Source organism: Sphingomonas quercus, assembly GCF_018863195.1.
Classification (GTDB): Bacteria; Pseudomonadota; Alphaproteobacteria; order Sphingomonadales; family Sphingomonadaceae; genus Solisphingomonas; species Solisphingomonas quercus.
This window is the reverse complement of record NZ_JAHKRT010000006.1, coordinates 61,285-78,798: the sequence shown is the minus strand read 5'-3', so window position 1 is coordinate 78,798 and position 17,514 is coordinate 61,285. Positions and strand designations below refer to the sequence as shown.

At 67.5% G+C, this 17,514-nt stretch carries 15 protein-coding genes and 1 pseudogene; 5 read left to right on the top strand and 11 right to left on the bottom strand.

Going from position 1 to position 17,514, the window contains the following annotated elements:
• Positions 1-43 precede the first annotated feature (43 nt).
• The 5 genes and pseudogenes from KOF26_RS11955 to KOF26_RS11935 form a co-directional block, all read right to left on the bottom strand.
• Complete coding sequence (locus tag KOF26_RS11955; protein WP_216325068.1) at positions 44-634, bottom strand: hypothetical protein; 591 nt, start codon at positions 632-634, stop codon at positions 44-46.
• A pseudogene (gene purN, locus KOF26_RS11950) lies at positions 634-1,215 on the bottom strand (phosphoribosylglycinamide formyltransferase); the annotation flags it as partial. The pseudogene purN and the gene KOF26_RS11955, both read right to left, overlap by 1 nt.
• Positions 1,208-2,305: a phosphoribosylformylglycinamidine cyclo-ligase gene (gene purM / locus KOF26_RS11945; RefSeq protein ID WP_216325062.1), complete on the bottom strand. Its 1,098-nt coding sequence runs from the start codon at positions 2,303-2,305 to the stop codon at positions 1,208-1,210. The gene purM and the pseudogene purN, both read right to left, overlap by 8 nt.
• Before the next feature lie 31 nt (positions 2,306-2,336).
• On the bottom strand, positions 2,337-4,382 hold the full coding sequence (locus KOF26_RS11940) for an NAD(+) synthase (protein ID WP_216325604.1): 2,046 nt from the start codon (positions 4,380-4,382) through the stop codon (positions 2,337-2,339).
• Between the two features lie 8 nt (positions 4,383-4,390).
• On the bottom strand, positions 4,391-4,897 hold the full coding sequence (locus tag KOF26_RS11935; RefSeq protein WP_216325059.1) for a CinA family protein: 507 nt from the start codon (positions 4,895-4,897) through the stop codon (positions 4,391-4,393).
• A 116-nt stretch (positions 4,898-5,013) separates the two neighbouring features.
• Between KOF26_RS11935 and KOF26_RS11930 the strand changes: the two genes are divergently transcribed.
• Positions 5,014-5,883 (top strand): HpcH/HpaI aldolase/citrate lyase family protein, encoded by an 870-nt coding sequence (locus tag KOF26_RS11930; RefSeq protein WP_216325056.1) that lies wholly within the window; start codon positions 5,014-5,016, stop codon positions 5,881-5,883.
• 41 nt (positions 5,884-5,924) lie between these two features.
• Here KOF26_RS11930 and KOF26_RS11925 read toward each other — a convergent pair whose 3' ends face one another.
• From KOF26_RS11925 to KOF26_RS11900, 6 genes are all read right to left on the bottom strand, one after another.
• Positions 5,925-6,311 (bottom strand): c-type cytochrome, encoded by a 387-nt coding sequence (locus KOF26_RS11925; protein WP_253201386.1) that lies wholly within the window; start codon positions 6,309-6,311, stop codon positions 5,925-5,927.
• Positions 6,312-6,495: 184 nt separating this feature from the next.
• On the bottom strand, positions 6,496-7,317 hold the full coding sequence (locus KOF26_RS11920) for a TorF family putative porin (protein WP_435876854.1): 822 nt from the start codon (positions 7,315-7,317) through the stop codon (positions 6,496-6,498).
• 268 nt (positions 7,318-7,585) lie between these two features.
• Positions 7,586-9,091: a SulP family inorganic anion transporter gene (locus KOF26_RS11915; RefSeq protein WP_216325053.1), complete on the bottom strand. Its 1,506-nt coding sequence runs from the start codon at positions 9,089-9,091 to the stop codon at positions 7,586-7,588.
• Positions 9,088-9,783, bottom strand: a complete 696-nt coding sequence (locus tag KOF26_RS11910; protein ID WP_216325050.1) for a carbonic anhydrase — start codon at positions 9,781-9,783, stop codon at positions 9,088-9,090. Before KOF26_RS11910 ends, KOF26_RS11915 begins: the two co-directional genes overlap by 4 nt.
• A gap of 108 nt (positions 9,784-9,891) precedes the next feature.
• Positions 9,892-11,205: an ATP-binding protein gene (locus KOF26_RS11905; protein ID WP_253201385.1), complete on the bottom strand. Its 1,314-nt coding sequence runs from the start codon at positions 11,203-11,205 to the stop codon at positions 9,892-9,894.
• Positions 11,202-11,912: a response regulator transcription factor gene (locus KOF26_RS11900; RefSeq protein ID WP_216325048.1), complete on the bottom strand. Its 711-nt coding sequence runs from the start codon at positions 11,910-11,912 to the stop codon at positions 11,202-11,204. Before KOF26_RS11900 ends, KOF26_RS11905 begins: the two co-directional genes overlap by 4 nt.
• A gap of 266 nt (positions 11,913-12,178) precedes the next feature.
• On the opposite strand from KOF26_RS11900, the gene KOF26_RS11895 reads away from it, so the two are divergent.
• The 4 genes from KOF26_RS11895 (at position 12,179) to KOF26_RS11880 (ending at position 17,405) form a co-directional block, all read left to right on the top strand.
• Positions 12,179-12,433, top strand: a complete 255-nt coding sequence (locus KOF26_RS11895; RefSeq protein ID WP_216325046.1) for a hypothetical protein — start codon at positions 12,179-12,181, stop codon at positions 12,431-12,433.
• Positions 12,434-12,616: 183 nt separating this feature from the next.
• Complete coding sequence (locus tag KOF26_RS11890; RefSeq protein ID WP_216325044.1) at positions 12,617-13,384, top strand: sensor histidine kinase; 768 nt, start codon at positions 12,617-12,619, stop codon at positions 13,382-13,384.
• Positions 13,350-13,991, top strand: coding sequence for a response regulator transcription factor (locus tag KOF26_RS11885; protein WP_216325042.1), 642 nt, complete (start codon positions 13,350-13,352; stop codon positions 13,989-13,991). The genes KOF26_RS11890 and KOF26_RS11885 overlap by 35 nt, the downstream gene beginning before the upstream one ends.
• Before the next feature lie 480 nt (positions 13,992-14,471).
• Positions 14,472-17,405, top strand: coding sequence for a TonB-dependent receptor domain-containing protein (locus KOF26_RS11880; RefSeq protein ID WP_216325040.1), 2,934 nt, complete (start codon positions 14,472-14,474; stop codon positions 17,403-17,405).
• Positions 17,406-17,514 lie beyond the last annotated feature (109 nt).

Sequence of the window (17,514 nt, the reverse complement as noted above, 5' to 3'; positions counted from 1 at the left end):
GAACCAGGTTCAGCATGATGGCGTGGATGCGGATGCCTGCCGTTCAGGGTGACGGCGACTGCGCAGCCTTGTGCGCCGCCGTCCACAGGGCGTCGATCCGCTTCTGCCCGTCCCTGGCGCCGCGCGCGGACAGCGACAGGCCGCGCAGGCGCACATGGCGGCCGCCGAACAGGCCGCCCTCGCTGAGCACATAGCCGAGCTGGTAAACGGAGCGGTCCGTCTGCTCTGCGTCGTCCTCGATATAGCGGGTGGTGATCAGCACCGGCACGCGCAGATCGCCCGCGCCGACCTTCTCGGCTTCGCCCACCTTGCGAAGCGCCGCATCCACCCAGCTTGCCTCGATGCGGGGATCCCCGGTCGTCTCCACCGGCGCGATGTCGAGCGGGGCGGGGAAGGCGATGGTCTGCGATTGCACCACCTGCGCGGTCGACACCGGCGACAGCGCCAGCCGCGCCCCGTCGGCCTGCGCCTCGGCGCGCAGCGTCAGCGCCGACGGCTTCTTCGCCTCGCCGCCGGTGACGGAGGCCGGCGCCGGCGTGTCGGCCTTGTTCCAGCTATTGTAGAGGCCGAGGCCGGAAATCACCACGGCGGCCACCGCCACCGTCTCGCCCAGGCTAAGCAAGCGTATCTTCATCGACGCACCATCTCGGCGAGAACCTGCGGATAGAGAATATGCTCCTCGACCAGCGCGCGGCTGGCAAGCGTCTCCGGCGTGTCGCCGGGCAGCACCTGGATTTCACGCCGCGCCAGCACCGGCCCACCGTCCAGTTCGGCGGTGACGAGGTGGACGGAGACGCCGTGGACCGGATCGCCCGCCGCCAGCACCCGGGCATGGGTGTCGAGGCCCTTATATCTGGGCAGCAGGGAGGGATGAATGTTGAGCATCCGTCCTTCCCAGCGCGCCACGAAGTCTGGCGACAACAGCCGCATATAGCCGGCCAGGGCCACCCATTGCGCGCCTGCCGCGCGCAACGCGGCATCGACCGCCATGTCGAATTCCGCGCGCTTCAGCCCCTTGTGGCTGAGGCTCCACGTCGGGATGCCGCGCCGCGCCGCCGCGGCGAGGCCAGGGGCGGCGGGGTCGTTCGATCCGACCAGCACGATCTCATAGGGGCAGTCCGGCGCCTTCGCCGCGTCTGCCAGCGCGACCATGTTGGAGCCGCGCCCCGAGATCAGGACGGCAACCTTCGCCTTCTCCGCGCCGGCCTCAGCCATTGTGCGTTGCGGACCAGGCCTGTCGTGCGCTCCAGCAGTCGGCCGATCCGGCGACCGTGCAGCCTTTCGCGCCGGCGGCGATGCGGCCGATGCGGAACACCGTCTCGCCTGCCTCCTCCAGCGCTTCCGTCACCGCCGCCGCTGCGTCCGGCGCAACCACCACCGCCATGCCGATGCCGCAGTTGAAGGTGCGCGCCATTTCCTCCGGCTCGATATTGCCCTGCGCCTGCAGGAAGGCCATCAGCCGCGGCTGGGGCCAGCCATTGGCGTCGACATGGGCGTGCAGGCCCTCGGGCAGCACGCGCGGGATATTCTCGAGCAGGCCGCCGCCGGTGATATGGGCGAGGGCATGGACGCGGCCCGAGCGGACCAGCGGCAGCAGGCTCTTCACATAGATGCGCGTGGGGGCGAGCAGCGCGTCCTTCAGCAGCATTTCCTGATCGAACAAGGCGGGGCGATCCAGCTTCCACCCCTTGTCCGCGGCCAGCCGCCGGACGAGCGAATAGCCGTTGGAATGGACGCCCGAGGAGGCGAGGCCGAGGATCAGGTCCCCGTCGGCCACCTTGTCGGCGGTGAGCACCTGGTCGCGCTCGACGGCGCCGACGGTGAAGCCGGCGAGGTCATAGTCGCCGGCAGCGTACATGCCCGGCATCTCGGCCGTCTCGCCGCCGATCAGCGCCGCGCCGGCGATGCGGCAGCCCTCGGCGATGCCCGCCACCACCCGCTCGGCGACGCCGTTGTCGAGCTTGCCGGTCGCGAAATAGTCGAGGAAGAACAGCGGCTCGGCGCCCTGCACGACGAGGTCGTTGACGCACATCGCGACGAGGTCGATGCCGACCGTGTCGTGCGCGTCATGCTCGATGGCAAGGCGCAGCTTGGTGCCCACGCCGTCGGTCGCGGCGACCAGCAGCGGATCGTGATAGCCGGCCGCGCGCGGATCGAAGAAGGCGCCGAAGCCGCCGAGATCGGCGTCGGCCCCCGGGCGGCGGGTGGCGCGCGCCAGCGGCGCGATCGCCTTCACCAGCGCATTGCCGGCCGCGATGGATACGCCCGCGCGGGCATAGGTGTAGCGATCTGTCTCGTCGGTCATGAGAGGCCGATAAAGCCGATCGGCCTTGCCCTCAAGGCTCCCGCTCCGGAACAGCGGCAAGCGCCGCCAGCCACGGATCGGCGCTGCCGTCCGAAGGCGCCCGCCAGTCGCCGCGCGGGGAGAGGCTGCCTCCGGCGGACACCTTGGGGCCGTTGGGAATGGCGGAGCGCTTGAACTGGCTGGTCAGGAAGAAGCGGCGCAGGAAAATCTCCAGCCAGTGCCGGATGGTGGCGAGGTCATAGGCGTTGCGCGCCGCCTCGGGGAAGCCGGCCGGCCATTCGCCGGCGCCCGCATCCTTCCAGGCGTGCCAGGCGAGGAAGGCAATCTTCTCCGGCGGCAGGCCGTGGCGGACCACGTAATGGAGGAAGAAGTCATGCAGCTCATAGGGGCCGATGCGGCTTTGCGTGCTCTGCATCGCGCCGCTCTCGTCGGCCGGCACCAGCTCGGGCGAGATTTCGGTGCCGAGGATGTCGGTGAGCAGGCGATTCGTCTCCTCGTCGAACTGGCCGGTCTCCACGCACCAGCGGATCAGATACTGGATCAGCGTCTTCGGCACGCCGCTGTTCACGGCATAATGGCTCATCTGGTCGCCGACACCGTAGGTGCACCAGCCCAGCGCCAGCTCGGACAGGTCGCCGGTGCCGATGACGAAGCCGTCATGCCGGTTGGCGAGGCGGAACAGATAGTCGGTGCGCAGCCCCGCCTGCACATTCTCGAAGGTGACGTCGTAGACCGGCTCGCCGCGCGCGAACGGATGATCCATGTCGGCGAGCATCTGGCGGGCGGCCGGGCGGATGTCGATCTCGGCGCCGGTAACGCCCAGCGCGCGCATCAGCGCCCAGGCGTTGGACCTCGTCGCCTCGCCGGTGGCGAAGCCGGGCATGGTATAACCGAGGATCGCCGAGCGCGGCAGGCCGAGCCGGTCGCACATCTTGGCGGCGACGATCAGCGCGTGGGTCGAATCAAGCCCTCCCGACACGCCGATGACGAGATGATCGCCCGGCGTCGCGGTGAAGCGTCTGGCGAGGCCCTCGACCTGGATGTTGAACGCCTCGTAGCAATCCTCGTTCAGCCGCACCGGGTCGTTGGGCACGAACGGGAAGCGGCGCAGGCCACGCTCCAGCCCGCGATCATCCCCGTGCGGGCGATGCAGGAAGCCGATGCGGCGGAAGCGCGTCTCCGGATGGCCGGCGGCGGCGGCGCAATCGTTGAACGTGCCCATGCGCATCCGCTCCAGCCGCAGCCGCTGGAGGTCGACATCGACGACGAGCAGCTCCGGATCGCGGCCGAAGCGGGTCGATTCGCCGAGCAGCTCGCCGAGCTCGAACACCATGCCTTGCCCGTCCCAGGCGAGATCGGTGGTGCTCTCGCCGGGGCCGCTGGCGGAATAGACATAGGCCGCGATCGCACGGGCGGACTGCGATGCGGCAAGCAACGCGCGCTCGCGCGCCTTGCCGATGACGATGTTGGAGGCGGACAGGTTGCACAACACCGTCGCCCCCGCCAGCGCGCCCATCGTCGACGGCGGCAGCGGCGCCCAATAATCCTCGCAAATCTCCACGTGCAGGACGAAGTCCGCGAGGTCGGCCGCGGCGAAGATCAGGTCGGTGCCGAACGGGGCGCTCTGCCCGGCCAGCATCACCTCCAGTCCGGCAAGCCCCGCGCCGGATGCGAACCAGCGCTTCTCATAATATTCCCGGTAATTGGGCAGGTAGCTTTTCGGCACCACGCCGAGCAGCTGCCCGCGCGCCACCACCAGCGCGCAATTATAGAGGCGGCCGTTGCGGCGGACGGGCGCGCCGATCACCGCCACCGGCGCCAGCTCGCGTGTCGCCAGCAGGATCCGCGCGACCCCCGCCTCGACCGCGTCGAGCAGCGCGTCCTGCAAGTGCAGGTCGTCGATCGCATAGGAGGAGAGGGCAAGTTCCGGGAACACCAGCGCGTCGACGCCGCGGCGATCCGCCTCCTCGATCAGCGCGATCGCCTCGGCGACATTGGCGGCGACGTCGCCCGCGCTGCCCCTCGGCATGGCGGCGGCGACGCGCGCCATCCCCTGGCGGTGGATCGAGAAGAACATACTGTCGGTCACGCCATCGCCCTCAGCATCATGTCCAGTCCGGTGCGCATACAGGCAAGACGCACGGCACCGCGACCGATATCGCCGAAATGCGCCTCGCGATGAAGAGTCTCCCCGCCCCGCCGGGCGCAGGCGAAGTGGACGAGGCCCGGCTCGTCCCCTTCGGCGCCCGGCCCGGCGAAGCCGGTGACGGACAGCGCGACGTCGGCGTGCGAGCCGGCAATGGCGCCCTCGGCCATGGCGATCGCGACATCGCGGCTGACGACGCCGCATTGCTCGATCATGCCCGGGGCGAGGCCGAGCAGCTCGCACTTCGCTTCCTCGCTATAGACGACGAAGCCGCGCTCGAAGACATGGCTCGCCCCCTCGACATCGGTGAGCAGCGAAGCGATCAGCCCGCCGGTGCAGCTTTCCGCCGTGGCCAGCGTCAGGCCGGCGTCGTGCGCCGTCTTCAGCACCCGCTCCGTCAGGCGTTCGATATCCTCAGGGAGCGCGGGGGAAAGCGTTTCGGTCATCCTGTCCTCCTGTTCGACCCAGCTTCCGGCGAACCCGCGAGGGCGCGCGCCGTTCCGCCGCTTGGCCGGCCGGAGAGCTGCGGTTATGCGGGGGCGGAAAAGGGAGAAGGATAGACATGGCGGAGATTCTGGCCGCACGCTCGCTGCTGTTCGCGCCGGGGGATGCGCCGCGCAAGCTCGACAAGGCCTGCGCCGGCGAGGCGGACCTCATCCTCATGGACCTCGAGGATGCGGTCGCCGAGCCGAACAAGGCGACGGCGCGCGCGCTGGTCGCCGAACGGCTGGGCGCCGAGGCGCGGCGGCCGGCGATGTGGGTGCGGATCAATCCGCTCGACGGGCCGCATGCGCTCGCCGATCTCGCCGCGATCGTGCCGGGGCGGCCGGACGGCATCATGCTGCCCAAGGCGATGCGCGCCGATGCCGAACGGCTGCATCATTACCTCACGGCGCTGGAGGCCGCGGCCGGCATCGTGCCCGGCACGATCCGCACCATGGTCGTCGCCACCGAGACGGCGCCCGCGCTGTTCGGGCTTGGCGATTATGCCGGCACGCCGCGCCTTGCGGCGCTGACCTGGGGCGCGGAGGACAGCGCCACCGCACTCGGCGCCACCACCAATCGCGGGGCGGACGGGGATTATGCCTTTCCCTATCAGCTGTTCCGGTCCCTGGCGCTGGCCGGCGCGGCGGCGGCGGGGGTGACGCCGATCGAAACGATCCATGGCGATTTCCGCGATCTTGCCGGGCTGGAGAAAGTGGCAGTGGCGGCGCGGCGCGCAGGGTTTCGCGGCATGCTGGCGATCCATCCCGATCAGGTCGCGGTGATCAACCGCGCCTTTTCACCGAGCCTGGCGGAGCTGGAAGCGGCCGAGCGGATCGTGACAGCATTCGCGGCGTCGCCGGGGCTGGGCACGATCGGTCTCGACGGCGCGATGCTGGATCGCCCGCATCTCGAGCGCGCCCGCGCCGTGTTGCGCATGAAGCGGTGAAGGTCTGACGGGGCGCCTGTCCGGGCGCCCCGTCGCGCTGATCACTTCAGCGAGAGCAGGTAATCGACGATGGCGGCCAGCGCCTTCGGATCCTTCTGGCCGGCATAGGCCATCTTGTTGCCGGGCACGGTCTGCGCCGGGGCAGCGATGTACTTGGACAGCGTGTCCTTGTTCCAGGTGAGGTTGGACGCCTTCATCGCCGGCGAATAATTGAAGCCGGCGAGCGTGCCCGCCTTGCGGCCGCCGACCTGCCAGAGGTTGGGACCGATTCCGGACGGCTCGCCCGCACCCGTCTTGTGGCAGACGCCGCACATCGCGAACTGCGCCGGGCGCGGCAGCGGGGCCGCGGCGGCGGGGGTCAGCGGCATGAGGGCCGCGCCCGCGCCGGCCAGAATCATGAACTTCGCAGCACGAACCGTGACCGTCATTAGCCCTGTCTTCCTCTCTCTGACCGGCACGGATGCCGGATCCTCTGGTCGTCGGGCGGTGCTTAACAAGTCTCGTCTGCATAATCCATGAATGACGTGAGAGGAGCGATTTCACGTTCCGGCATGTGCCATTTCGGCCATCGGGGCCGCCCCGTCCGTGGCGAACGGGACGGCCCGGCGCAGATCAGAACGCCGCCGTCACCGAGAACAGCACGCGCGAGCCGGCGATGGTCGAGCCGTTCTTCGTCGACGAGAAGTTCGGCTGCAAATAGGCCGCCTCCGACTTGCTGATATTGGTATCGGTATAGGCGACGCCGAAGGTCAGCGGCGCGATAGTCAGGTCGGCGCCGATCAGCCAGTCGAGATATTTGCCGGTCGGCGCCACCGAGGTGCCGTTGGGGCCGAGGCCGGGATTGCCGTCCGACCAGCCGAGATGCGCCTTGACGGTGACCGGGGTGGCGGGGATCGCGGCGCTGGCATCGCCCCAGACGTAGAGATTGTCCTCCTTGTCCCCGGCGCGGCTTTGCGGGGTGTTGGACCAGTTTCCGAGCGCCTGCTGCTTCGGCGCATAGGCGACGCCGCCGAGCAGGTTGACCGGGCCGACCGTGCCGCTCAGCTTGACATAGGGCTCGGCGAAATCGGTGTTCGAATAGCCGCCCGGATACATGTACCAGGTCAGCCCGACGTCCAGCGAGGCGCCGGACCCGACCGGCAGCTTGTAGCCGGCGACCAGGTCCAGCTCCATATTGGCGCCGCCGAAGGTGCCCCAGCCCGACAGGTTGGAACCCCAGAAGCCGCCATACAGGCCGCTTTCGTGGGTGATTGTCACGCCGCCCTGCACGGCCATCTCCTTGTCGGACTGGGAGACGCCGCGAAAGCGATAGTCGGAAACGAGGCCGACGCTGCCGCTGACCGTGAACGGCTTGGGCGCATCCGTCTGGGCGACGGCCGGCTGGGCGGTGGCGACGAGGCCGAGCGAGGTGGCGAGGCCGAGAATCATGCGCATGGAACTTCCCCTTTTTATGTTTGGGACAGTTCCTCCTGCATCCTCGGCGCCGGACCTCTTGGCGTCGCCGCCCGGGTCATTGGTCGCTTTGGATGCACTCAGTAGAGGCGTCGGCGCAGGGCGGGGGAAGGGGCATTTTGCTGCAATGCAGCGGGGCCGGAAAAACGTGGCCCGGACGGCACGCTTTATATCTGCGTGCTGTCCGGGCTATGTCCGGTCATGACCGGATCGTGACGAAAAATTGCTGGTGGCGGCGGGGGATGGTGGGTTACGCCGCCACCAGCCTCTGGACGCGCATGCTGGCGCCCACGAGCTTGGTGGTCTGGCCGGATTGCCGGCGGCGCTGGAGCCATTCGTTCAGCATCTCGGCGCAGGTGTGATCGACGGTGGTGGTGCGGCTGAGATCGAGCTGCACCGGCTTGTCGCGCGGCGCGGCCTCGAGCGCGGCGGACAGTTTCGGCAGGGTCACGAAGGTCGCCGCGCCGTCGAGCGCGATGCGCTGGCCGTCGGCCTCGTCCTCCTGCTGCACGCGCAGACCGAGTCGGCGGGCATGCGGGATCAACTCGATCAGCGACAGTGCCAGCCCGACGAGGACGCCGGTGAGCAGATCCTCGGCGACGACCATGATCAGCGTCGCCGCCCAGATCATCGCCGGCAGCGCGCCATAGCGACCGAACAGGTGGCGGACATGCTGGATCGAGACGAGCCGCCAGCCGGTGATGACCAGGATGCCGGCCAGCGCCGCCATCGGGATTTCGTTGAGCAGCCACGGCAGCAGCGCAACGAAGCCGAGGATCCAGATTCCATGCAGGATCGCCGACCAGCGCGTCACCGCGCCCGCCTGGACGTTGGCCGAGGAGCGCACGATGACCCCGGTCATCGGCAGCGCGCCGAACACACCGCACAGCGCATTGCCGATGCCCTGCGCGCGCAGCTCCTTGTCGTAATTGGCGCGCACGCCGTCATGCATGCGGTCGACCGCGGCGGCCGACAGCAGGGTTTCGGCACTGGCGATGAAGGCGATGGCGAGCGCCGAGATCAGCAGCGCCGGCTCGCCGAGGCGAGACAGCGTCTCGGGAGAAGGCACGAACGACGCCGCGATCGAATCCGGCACGGCGACGCGGGCGACGTCGAGGCCCATGAAGAAGGCGGTCAGCGTGCCGGCGAGCACGCCCATCAGCGCGCCGGGCACCAGCCGCATCGAGGCCGGGCGCAGTTTTTCCCAGCCAATCATCATTGCCATGGTGATGAGGCCGACCATCACCGCCGGCACCGCCGGGTGATTCGCATCGAGGCCGAGCAGCCGCTCCGGCATCGCCGCGACATTGGCGAGCCCGTTGGGCAGGGGCTTGGCATCGAACAGGACGTGGAACTGGCCGACGACGATCAGCAGACCGATGCCGGCGAGCATGCCGTGCACCACCGCCGGGGAGATCGCGCGGAACCACCCGCCCAGGCGCATCACGCCCGCCACGAACTGGATCGCGCCCGCCACCAGCAGCACCGGGCCGAGCGCGGACAGCCCCTGGTCGCGCACCATCTCGAACACGATCACGGCGAGGCCGGCCGCCGGGCCGCTCACCTGCAGCGGCGATCCGGCCAGCAGGCCGACGATGATGCCGCCGATGATGCCGGTGACCAGCCCCTTTTCGGGCGGCACGCCGGAGGCGACGGCGATGCCCATGCACAAGGGCATCGCCACCAGGAAGACGACGATCGACGCCGGAAAGTCGCGCGACAGCGACTTCGGCATGATGGACGCCAGACTGGTCATTCCGCCGCCTCCAGGACGGGCAGGTCGGACGCGAACCGGCGGCCGGCGGCGAGCGCCACCGGCAGCGGCTTGTCCTCGCGCACCGGCATGAAGCGGCCGGTCGCGCCGTCGAGGCCGAGCACCTGCCCGGCATGGATGTCGACGAACCAGCCGTGCAGCGCGATCTCGCCGCGCGCGATGCCAGCCGCCACCGACGGATGGGTGCGCAGATGGGCGAGCTGCACCACGACATTCTCGAGCGAGACGGCGCGGACGCGATCATGGTCCGCCATTTCCGGATAGCCGGCCGAGACGACCTGGTGGGCGGCCTCGGAATGGCGGAGCCATGCCGCGACATTGGGCATGGTCGACAGCACATCCGTCTTGCCGAGCGCCTTCATCGCGCCGCAGTCCGAATGGCCGCAGACGATGATGTCGCGCACGCCAAGGGCCATCACGGCATATTCGACGGTGGAGGAGACGCCGCCATTCATCGTCGCGAAGGGCGGCACGATGTTGCCGGCGTTGCGGCACACGAACAGATCGCCAGGTTCGGCCTGCATGATCTGCTCGGGTACGACGCGGGAATCGGCGCAGGAGATCATCAGCGCCTTGGGGCTCTGCCCGTCGCTTGCCAGCTTCGCATAGAGCGCACTGCTCTTGGGGAAGACATGCTTCTCAAAGCTGAAAACGCGGCCGATCAGCTCGTTCACGGCGATACTCCTTAAACTGGTTACAAGTCCTCTCGGATGGGAGAACTTCGAATACCAAGAATAGGGATCGCGTTTGTCTGTGTAGCGCTCAGGCTGTAAAAAAGTGTTTCAGCGGCGCGCCAATATGATGCGCGCCGTAAGCCCGCCGCCATCGCGTGGCAACAAATCGAAACGTCCGCCTTCCCGCTCGACAGCGCGGCTGACAATGGCGAGCCCGAGGCCAAGCCCGGTTGTATTGCGTGAACGCGCCGGATCAAGGCGCGCGAACGGCCGCAGCACTTCGGTGATATGCGCCTCCGGGATGCCGGGCCCGCGATCCTCGACACATAAAATTACCGAACCGCCCCGTTCATGAAGCGACAGCTCGACGCCGCCGGCATAATGGAGCGCATTCTCGACGAGATTGCCGAGCGCCCGCTTCATCCCGATCGGGCGATAGCGCATCTCGCAATGCTCCGGCCCGACATAGCTCGCCGGGAAGCCGCGATCCTGCGCGTCATCCACCAAAGTCGTGGCAAGCACGGCGAGGTCGGCCTTCACCGCCGGCTCCGGATCTTCCTCGCCGCCGAGATAATCGAGCAGCGAGGAGAGCATCGCCTGCATCTCGTCGATATCGGCATGCAGCGCCTCGCCAGCCCCATCATCACGCACCGCCTCGGCGCGCAGCTTCAGGCGGGCGAGCGGCGTCTTCAGGTCATGGCCGACTGCGGCCAGCGCTTCGGTGCGCTCGGCGATCAATCGGTGGATGCGGGTCTGCATGGCGTTGAACGCGCGCACCAGCCGGCGCACATCGTTGGTGCCGCCTTCCGGCACCGGGTCCGCGGTGCCGCGGCCGATGCGGTCGGCGGCGCGGGTCAGGGCGCGGAGCGGTTGCAGCGTGCGCCTGAGCAGCAGGCCGCCGAGCAGGATCATCGCCGCCGCCGGGACCAGCGCCAGCACGATGCGCCCCAGCGCCAGATCCCAAGTGCGCAGCTCCTCGACGGTAGAGAAGCGCAGCCAGGATTGATCCGGCAGCTTGAGGGCGCCGACGACCACGCCGCCCTTGCCCGGCGCATCGAGGCGCAGCCGGAGGTCGGTCCTGGCAAGCGCCGGCTCCCAGGCGAGCACCTGCCGCCGCATCTCGTCGAGGGCGAGCGTGACCGGCGGCGAGGCGGGCGCCATCAGGCCCCAATTGACGACATAGCGGCCGGTGGTGAGTTGCGCGGCCAGCGCCGGCCGTTCATGCGCTGGCGCTTCGGCGAGCAGCTTCTCCGCGATCACGAGATGCTCGGCCAGCCGCCGCGCCTCGTCCTCGCGCACCGAGAACTCGCTGGCGCGTTCGTAAAGGAAGGTGTTGACGCCGAATTCGATGACGCTCGTCAGCAACAGGATCGCGAAGATCCGGCCGAGCAGTCCGAGGGGCGCGCGCCGCAGCAGCGTCAATCGCGCGATACCTCGACGTTCAGCATATAGCCGACCGCGCGCACCGTGATGATCGGCGCGCTGTGGCCGGCATTGGTGAGCTTGCGCCTAAGCCGGCTGACCAGCACGTCGATGCTGCGATCGGATGCATCGCCGAGGCGGGTGCGCGACAGCTCGATCAGCCGCTCGCGCGCAATGACGCGCTGGGGATGATCGACGAAGGCAGCGAGCAGATCGAACTCGGCGCCGGTCAGCGTCACCTGCGCGCCGGTCGGCGAGGTCAGCTCCCGCCGGCGGAAATCAACCGTCCAGCCGTCGAAGCGGGCGATGCCCGAGCCCTGTTCGCCATGACGACGCTCCATCCGCCCGCGGCGCAGCACGGCGCGCACCCGCGCCACCAGCTCGCGCGTGCTGAACGGCTTGGCCAGATAATCGTCGGCGCCCAGCTCCAGCCCGATGACGCGATCGGTCTCGCCGGCCTTGGCGCTGATGAAGATGATCGGCACGTCGCTGCGCTGGCGGATCTCGCGGCACAGTTCGATGCCGCTCTTGCCGGGCAGCATGATGTCGAGCAGCACGAGGTCGACGGGGCCGGCATCGAAGGCCAGCCACATCTCCGGCGCGGTGCCTGCGGGGCGCACCTCATAGCCATTTTCCTGAAGTGCGCGGGTGGTGAGCACGCGCAGCGGCGGATCATCCTCGACGAGCAGGATGTTCGGTGCGGTCATGTCTGCGCTCGAGCCTCTTTATATTGTTGCCCCCGGAGGTAGGCATGGTGGGCATGGCGGTCAATCAAATCGGGGCGAATCCTCGCCGGCGACATTGATTTGCCAGCCGACCGGCAAGACTTTGTCATGGATAGGCAAGCCGCTGCAACTGTTCCGCAAGCGTATCGGGGCGCCGACATTCTTCGTCACAGACGAGCGCGAGCATAGCAATCTCCACCGCCTAGCTTGACGGATGATCGCCGGCTACCGGCGTCAGGAGACAAATCATGATCCGTCTGACCGTCATCGCGCTGCTTTTCGCCGGGTCCGGCGCCATTGCCGGAGAGGTCCGCCTCGCGCAGGTGCCGGCTGGCAAGATGCCGGCGATGCAGGCCAGCGCCGCGCGCGGCGATTGCCGCGGCAGGGTGTTCGTGCCGGCCGGCAAGATCAACACCTATGGCCATGCCGCGACGATGCCGCGGTGTGAGACGACGACCCTCGCCGCGAACGGGACGCCCATGGCGACCGCCGGCCGCGACTGAGCGGCTGCCGGCCGGGCAGGGCTGGCAGCACCACGGAAGGGGCGTCGGGGAAGGTCTCCCCCGACGCCCTTTTTGCTTTTCGGGCCGCGGATTGCGGAAACCGGCATTTCGGTTACACTGGGACCAACAGACAAAAAAACGACGTCATAAAAAAACGATGTGCGGGTTAGGGGAGACCTGGGCATGTCCAACCGGCGGCGCGATACGCGCATACGGATTGAGGCCGAACTGGCCGCGACCAAGGCGGAGCTGGAGCGGGCGAATCGTGCGCTCGCGCTCAATGCCCTGGCCGGCGCGATCGCACATGAGCTGAGCCAGCCGCTGACCGCGGTCGCGCTTAATGGGCTGGCGGCGCTGCGCCACCTGGGCGGCGGCGGCTGCGAAGTCGCCGCGCTCCGCGAGAGCCTGCAGCATATCGTATCCGACGCCGATCGGGCGCGGGGGATCATCGCCAATTTCCGCGCCTCGGCGGCCGGGCTCGCCGCCCGGCTCGAGACGGTCGACATCGCCGATGTCGTCGTCGAGGCGCTCGGCATTCTGGACGGGGAGCTGCGGGGCGCCGCGATCCTGGTCGACAATCGCGTGGCCGCCGGCCTTCCGCCCGTTACCGGCGATCGCCTGCGCCTGCGCCAGCTGTTCCTCAATCTGGTTACCAACGCCGTCCAGGCGCTGTCCGGCGTGCTCGACCGCCCGCGCCGGTTGACGATCAGCGCGGAGGCGCGGGACGGCCGGCTGGTCGTTGGCGTCTGCGACAACGGCCCCGGGCTCGATCCCGCAGTGGCGTCGCGGATCTTCGAGGCCGGCATCAGCGGCCGGCCCGACGGCCTCGGCCTCGGCCTCTTCCTCTGCCGGACGATCGTCCAGGACCATGGCGGCGAGATCGCCGTCGCTGCTCAATCGAGAGAAACCCTGTTCCATGTCGCACTCCCCGTCCCGGCGTCCGGCGCATAAGGCTTCCACGGTTTTCGTCGTCGACGACGATCCCTCCGTGCGGCAGGCGGTGCGCGCGCTGCTCGCCTCGGTCGGCCATCCCGTCGAGGCATTCCAGTCGGCGGAGGAATTTCTGGCGCGACGCAATGCCGCCGATCCCGGCTGCCTGGTGCTCGACGTGCGCCTGCCCGAGATCAGCGGGCTGGAGTTGCAGCGCCGGCTGAATGCCGCCGGCGATCATATCCCGGTGATCTTCGTCACCGGCCATGGCGATGTGCCGATGTGCGCACAGGCGCTGAAGACGGGCGCGGTGGATTTCCTGCTCAAGCCGTTCCGTGAGCAGGAATTGCTGGAGACGGTGCAGGCGGCATTGCGCCAGGATCGCGTCCAGCGCGACGACGCCTCGCGGCTTGTGCGCGATCTCGCCAACTATCGCTCGCTTACCGGCCGCGAGCGCGAAATCCTGCACCATGTCGTCGCCGGCAAGATCAACAAGCAGATCGCCGCGGCAATCGGCATCAGTGATGTCACCGTCAAGATCCACCGGGCGCAAGTCATGCGCAAAATGGGCGCAACGTCACTCGCCGAGTTGGTACGAATTGCTGACAAGATCGGCGCCCCCGCCTGAGATCAGCTCGAATATCGCCCGCAGGAAACTCAATAATAGTGGGGATCGAGTTCAAATAGGTCAGATGTACAAATTACGACGTACATCGATCTACGATATAACTCCCCGCCATTGCTTTTCTTGCAACCAGATTGCGGTGCCGAGTGCACAAAAAGCAATCTTCCTGACCGGTTCGTGAAATAAAATTTCAACCGCTCCGCCAGATTCTCCGGCATATGGTGGATCGGCATAATACCAAGGTCGTAGATCGACGCCAAAGGGTATGATGCCCAAGGCCGGGAGCGCTCCGTAAAGTCAGGGCGCGAGGCTCGAAGAGTCAGCACAAAACAAAAATCGGCACCGACAGAGTGTCGCGGGATGACCGGCAAGATCGGTCGAAGGAGAGGGGACACAGCCGAGTTTCGGCCACGGGCAGGCGCGTTCCGCGCCGCCGTGTCCATTTGCTGCAAATCCAGAAAATCGAGATCCGAGGGAGGATTCATGGTCAGAACGCGTCTCTTTGCTGCGTCGTCGCTGGTGGCGATCAGCGCAGCATTCTTTGCCAGCGCCGCGATGGCGCAAGATCAGGCCGCGGCGACTGCCGCGCCCGTCGCCAGCGACGCTGCGCCGGCGGAGCCCGCTGCGGCCGGCGAGATCGTCGTGACCGGCTCGCGCATCGCGATCGCCGGCTATAGCCAGCCGACGCCGGTCACTGTCGTCAACGAAGCCGTCCTCCAGCGCGATGCGCGGCCGAACATCGGCGATTCCGTGCGTGAGCTGCCCGCCGTCGGCAATTCATCGTCGCCGAACAACACTGCCGGCGCCGGCAATATCGTCGCCGGCATCACCGGCCTCGACACCGTCAACCTGCGCAATCTCGGCGTGACGCGCACGCTGGTGCTGTTCGACGGCCAGAGGGTCGTCCAGTCCAACGTCACCGGTCAGATCGACCTCGGCACCGTGCCCACGATGCTGGTGCAGCGCATCGACGTGGTGACCGCCGGCGCGTCTGCCGCCTGGGGCTCGGACGCGGTTGCCGGCGTCGTCAACCTCGTCATCAACAAGAAGTTCGACGGCATTCGGGCGTCCGTCGAGGGCGGCTCGACATATAAGTTCGATCGCGACAATTATCGCCTGTCCTTCGCGGCCGGCACCGGCTTCAACGAAGGCCGTGGGCGCGTCATCATCGCCGGCAATTACTTCAACGCCCCCGAAAATGTCTTCGCCAACCAGCGTAAATGGAACCGCTATCGTCAGCTCGTCGTCAATCCGGCCTATACCGCGACCAACGGCCAGCCGCGCCTGATCCACGCGGACAATGTCAATCTCGCCGGCGCCACGACCGGCGGCCTGATCGTCGGCGGGACTTGCGTCACCGGCGTCACCTGCAACACCAATGCCCTGAACAGCCGCCAGTTCACCGGCCAGAGCGGCGCGCTGGCCCCGTTCACTCCGGGCATCGTGTCCGGTCAGGTCGCGTCCGACGCCGAGACGCTGCAGGCGTCGCTCAACAATCTCGCCATCCGCTACCGCACATCTTCGCTGTTCGGCTATGCCAGCTATGAGTTCACTGACTGGCTGAAAGCCTCGGTGCAGCTCAACTATGGCACTACCTATTCGAAGAACAATTCGGTGCCCTCGATCCGCACGGGGACCAACGCGGTGAACGTGCGCGCCGACAACGCCTTCCTGCCGGATGCTGTGCGCCAGCAGATGCAGGCGCTTAACCTCGCGACCATTCGCGTCGGCACCACCAACCTCAACAACCTCACCGAAGACACACTGTCCTACGATAATTTCATCCATGATGTCGTCGGCGTGCCGGTCGCCACCACCAAGCGCACGCTGAAGCGCGGCGTGTTCACGCTCGAGGGCGATCTCGGCGGCGGCTGGTCGTGGAATGCCTATTACCAGCGCGGTGAAGTGAAGGTGGTGCAGCGCACGCTGTCCAACGTCATCACCGCCAATTATGCGTTCGCGGCCGATGCCGTTCGCGATCCGGCCACCGGCAACATCGTCTGCCGCGCCACGCTTCAGGGCAATCCCGCCGCGGCGGGCTGCGTGCCGCTCAACATCTTCGGCACCGGCGTCGCCTCGCAGGCGGCGATCCGCTACGTCAACGTCAAGGAGGGGCAGAATTACCAGATCCAGAACCTGACCGAGAATGTCGTCGCCGCCTCGGCCCAGGGCACCTTGCCGTTCGGCCTGCCGGCGGGCAACGTCGCCGTCGCGTTCGGCGCCGAATATCGCGATGAAAAGGGCGTCGTGAATGCCGATCCGGGGGCGGTGGCACGCCTTTATTCGGTCGCCAACTTCCCGACCTTCTACGGCAAATATCATGTGAAGGAGGCGTTCGTCGAAGTCGACGTGCCGCTCATCGAGGACAGCTTCGTCAAGTCGCTCAGCCTCAACAGCGCCGGCCGCATCACCGATTACAGCACCAGCGGCGTGGTCAAGACGTGGAAGATCGGGCTTACCAGCCAGGTCAATGACAGCATCCGTCTGCGCGGCACGGTCTCTCGCGACATCCGCGCGCCGAACCTCAACGAACTGTTCAGCACCGGCCTGTCGACGCTGGCCAATGTGCCCGACCTGCGTGCCAATCCGAACGGGAGCGTGACGCCGCCCAACTACACCGTCCAGTCCGGCAATCCGAACCTGAAGCCGGAAGTCGCGCGCACCTATTCGGCGGGCATCGTATTGTCGCCCACCTTCCTGCGGCGGTTCAACATCTCGGTCGACTATTATCAGATCACGCTCAAGGGCGCGATCAACAGCATCGGCTCGACAGAAGTGCAGAATCGCTGCCTTGCCGGAGAGACGCAGTTCTGCCCGCAGCTCATCTATAATGGCGCGCCCGGGCCGAACGGGCCGCTGCTCAGCGACATCCGGCTGTTCCCGCAGAACCTCGCCAGCCTGAAGACGGAAGGCCTCGACTTCCAGACCGATTATACCCTGCCGTTCCTCTCGGGTGACCTGCAGCTGCGCGTGCTCGGCAACTACATTTTCACGTTGCGGCAGAACCAGCTCGGCCAGGTCGTCAACTATGCCGGTGCCATCGGGCCCGACAATCCGGTGACCGGCGTGCCGCGCGCTCGTTTCACCGCCAGCGCCACCTACGACACCGGTCCGCTTTCGTTCACCGCGCAGACCCGGTTCATCGGCGGGGCGAAGCTCGTCTACACCTGGACGAAGAAGGACGTGGACGACAATTCGATCCCGGCGGTCGCCTATGTCGACCTGCGCGGCTCCTACCAGATCACGCCCGCGATCCAGTTCTTCGCGGCCGTGGACAACCTCCTCAACCAGGCGCCGCCGAACGTCGCCGCCGGCCCGACCCAGGGGCAGACGGCCTATTATTTCACGCCGATCGCCGGCCAGATCTATGATCAGCTCGGCCGCTCGTACCGCGCCGGCGTTCGCTTCCGCTTCTGATCGACGGCCCCAGCCTTCCCCCACGTCCGGGCGTCCCGCACCGGGCGTGGGGAAAAGGCACCATCAGGGCCATTGCAAGATCGGTTTTTTGCGGTACTCATTGCGCAAA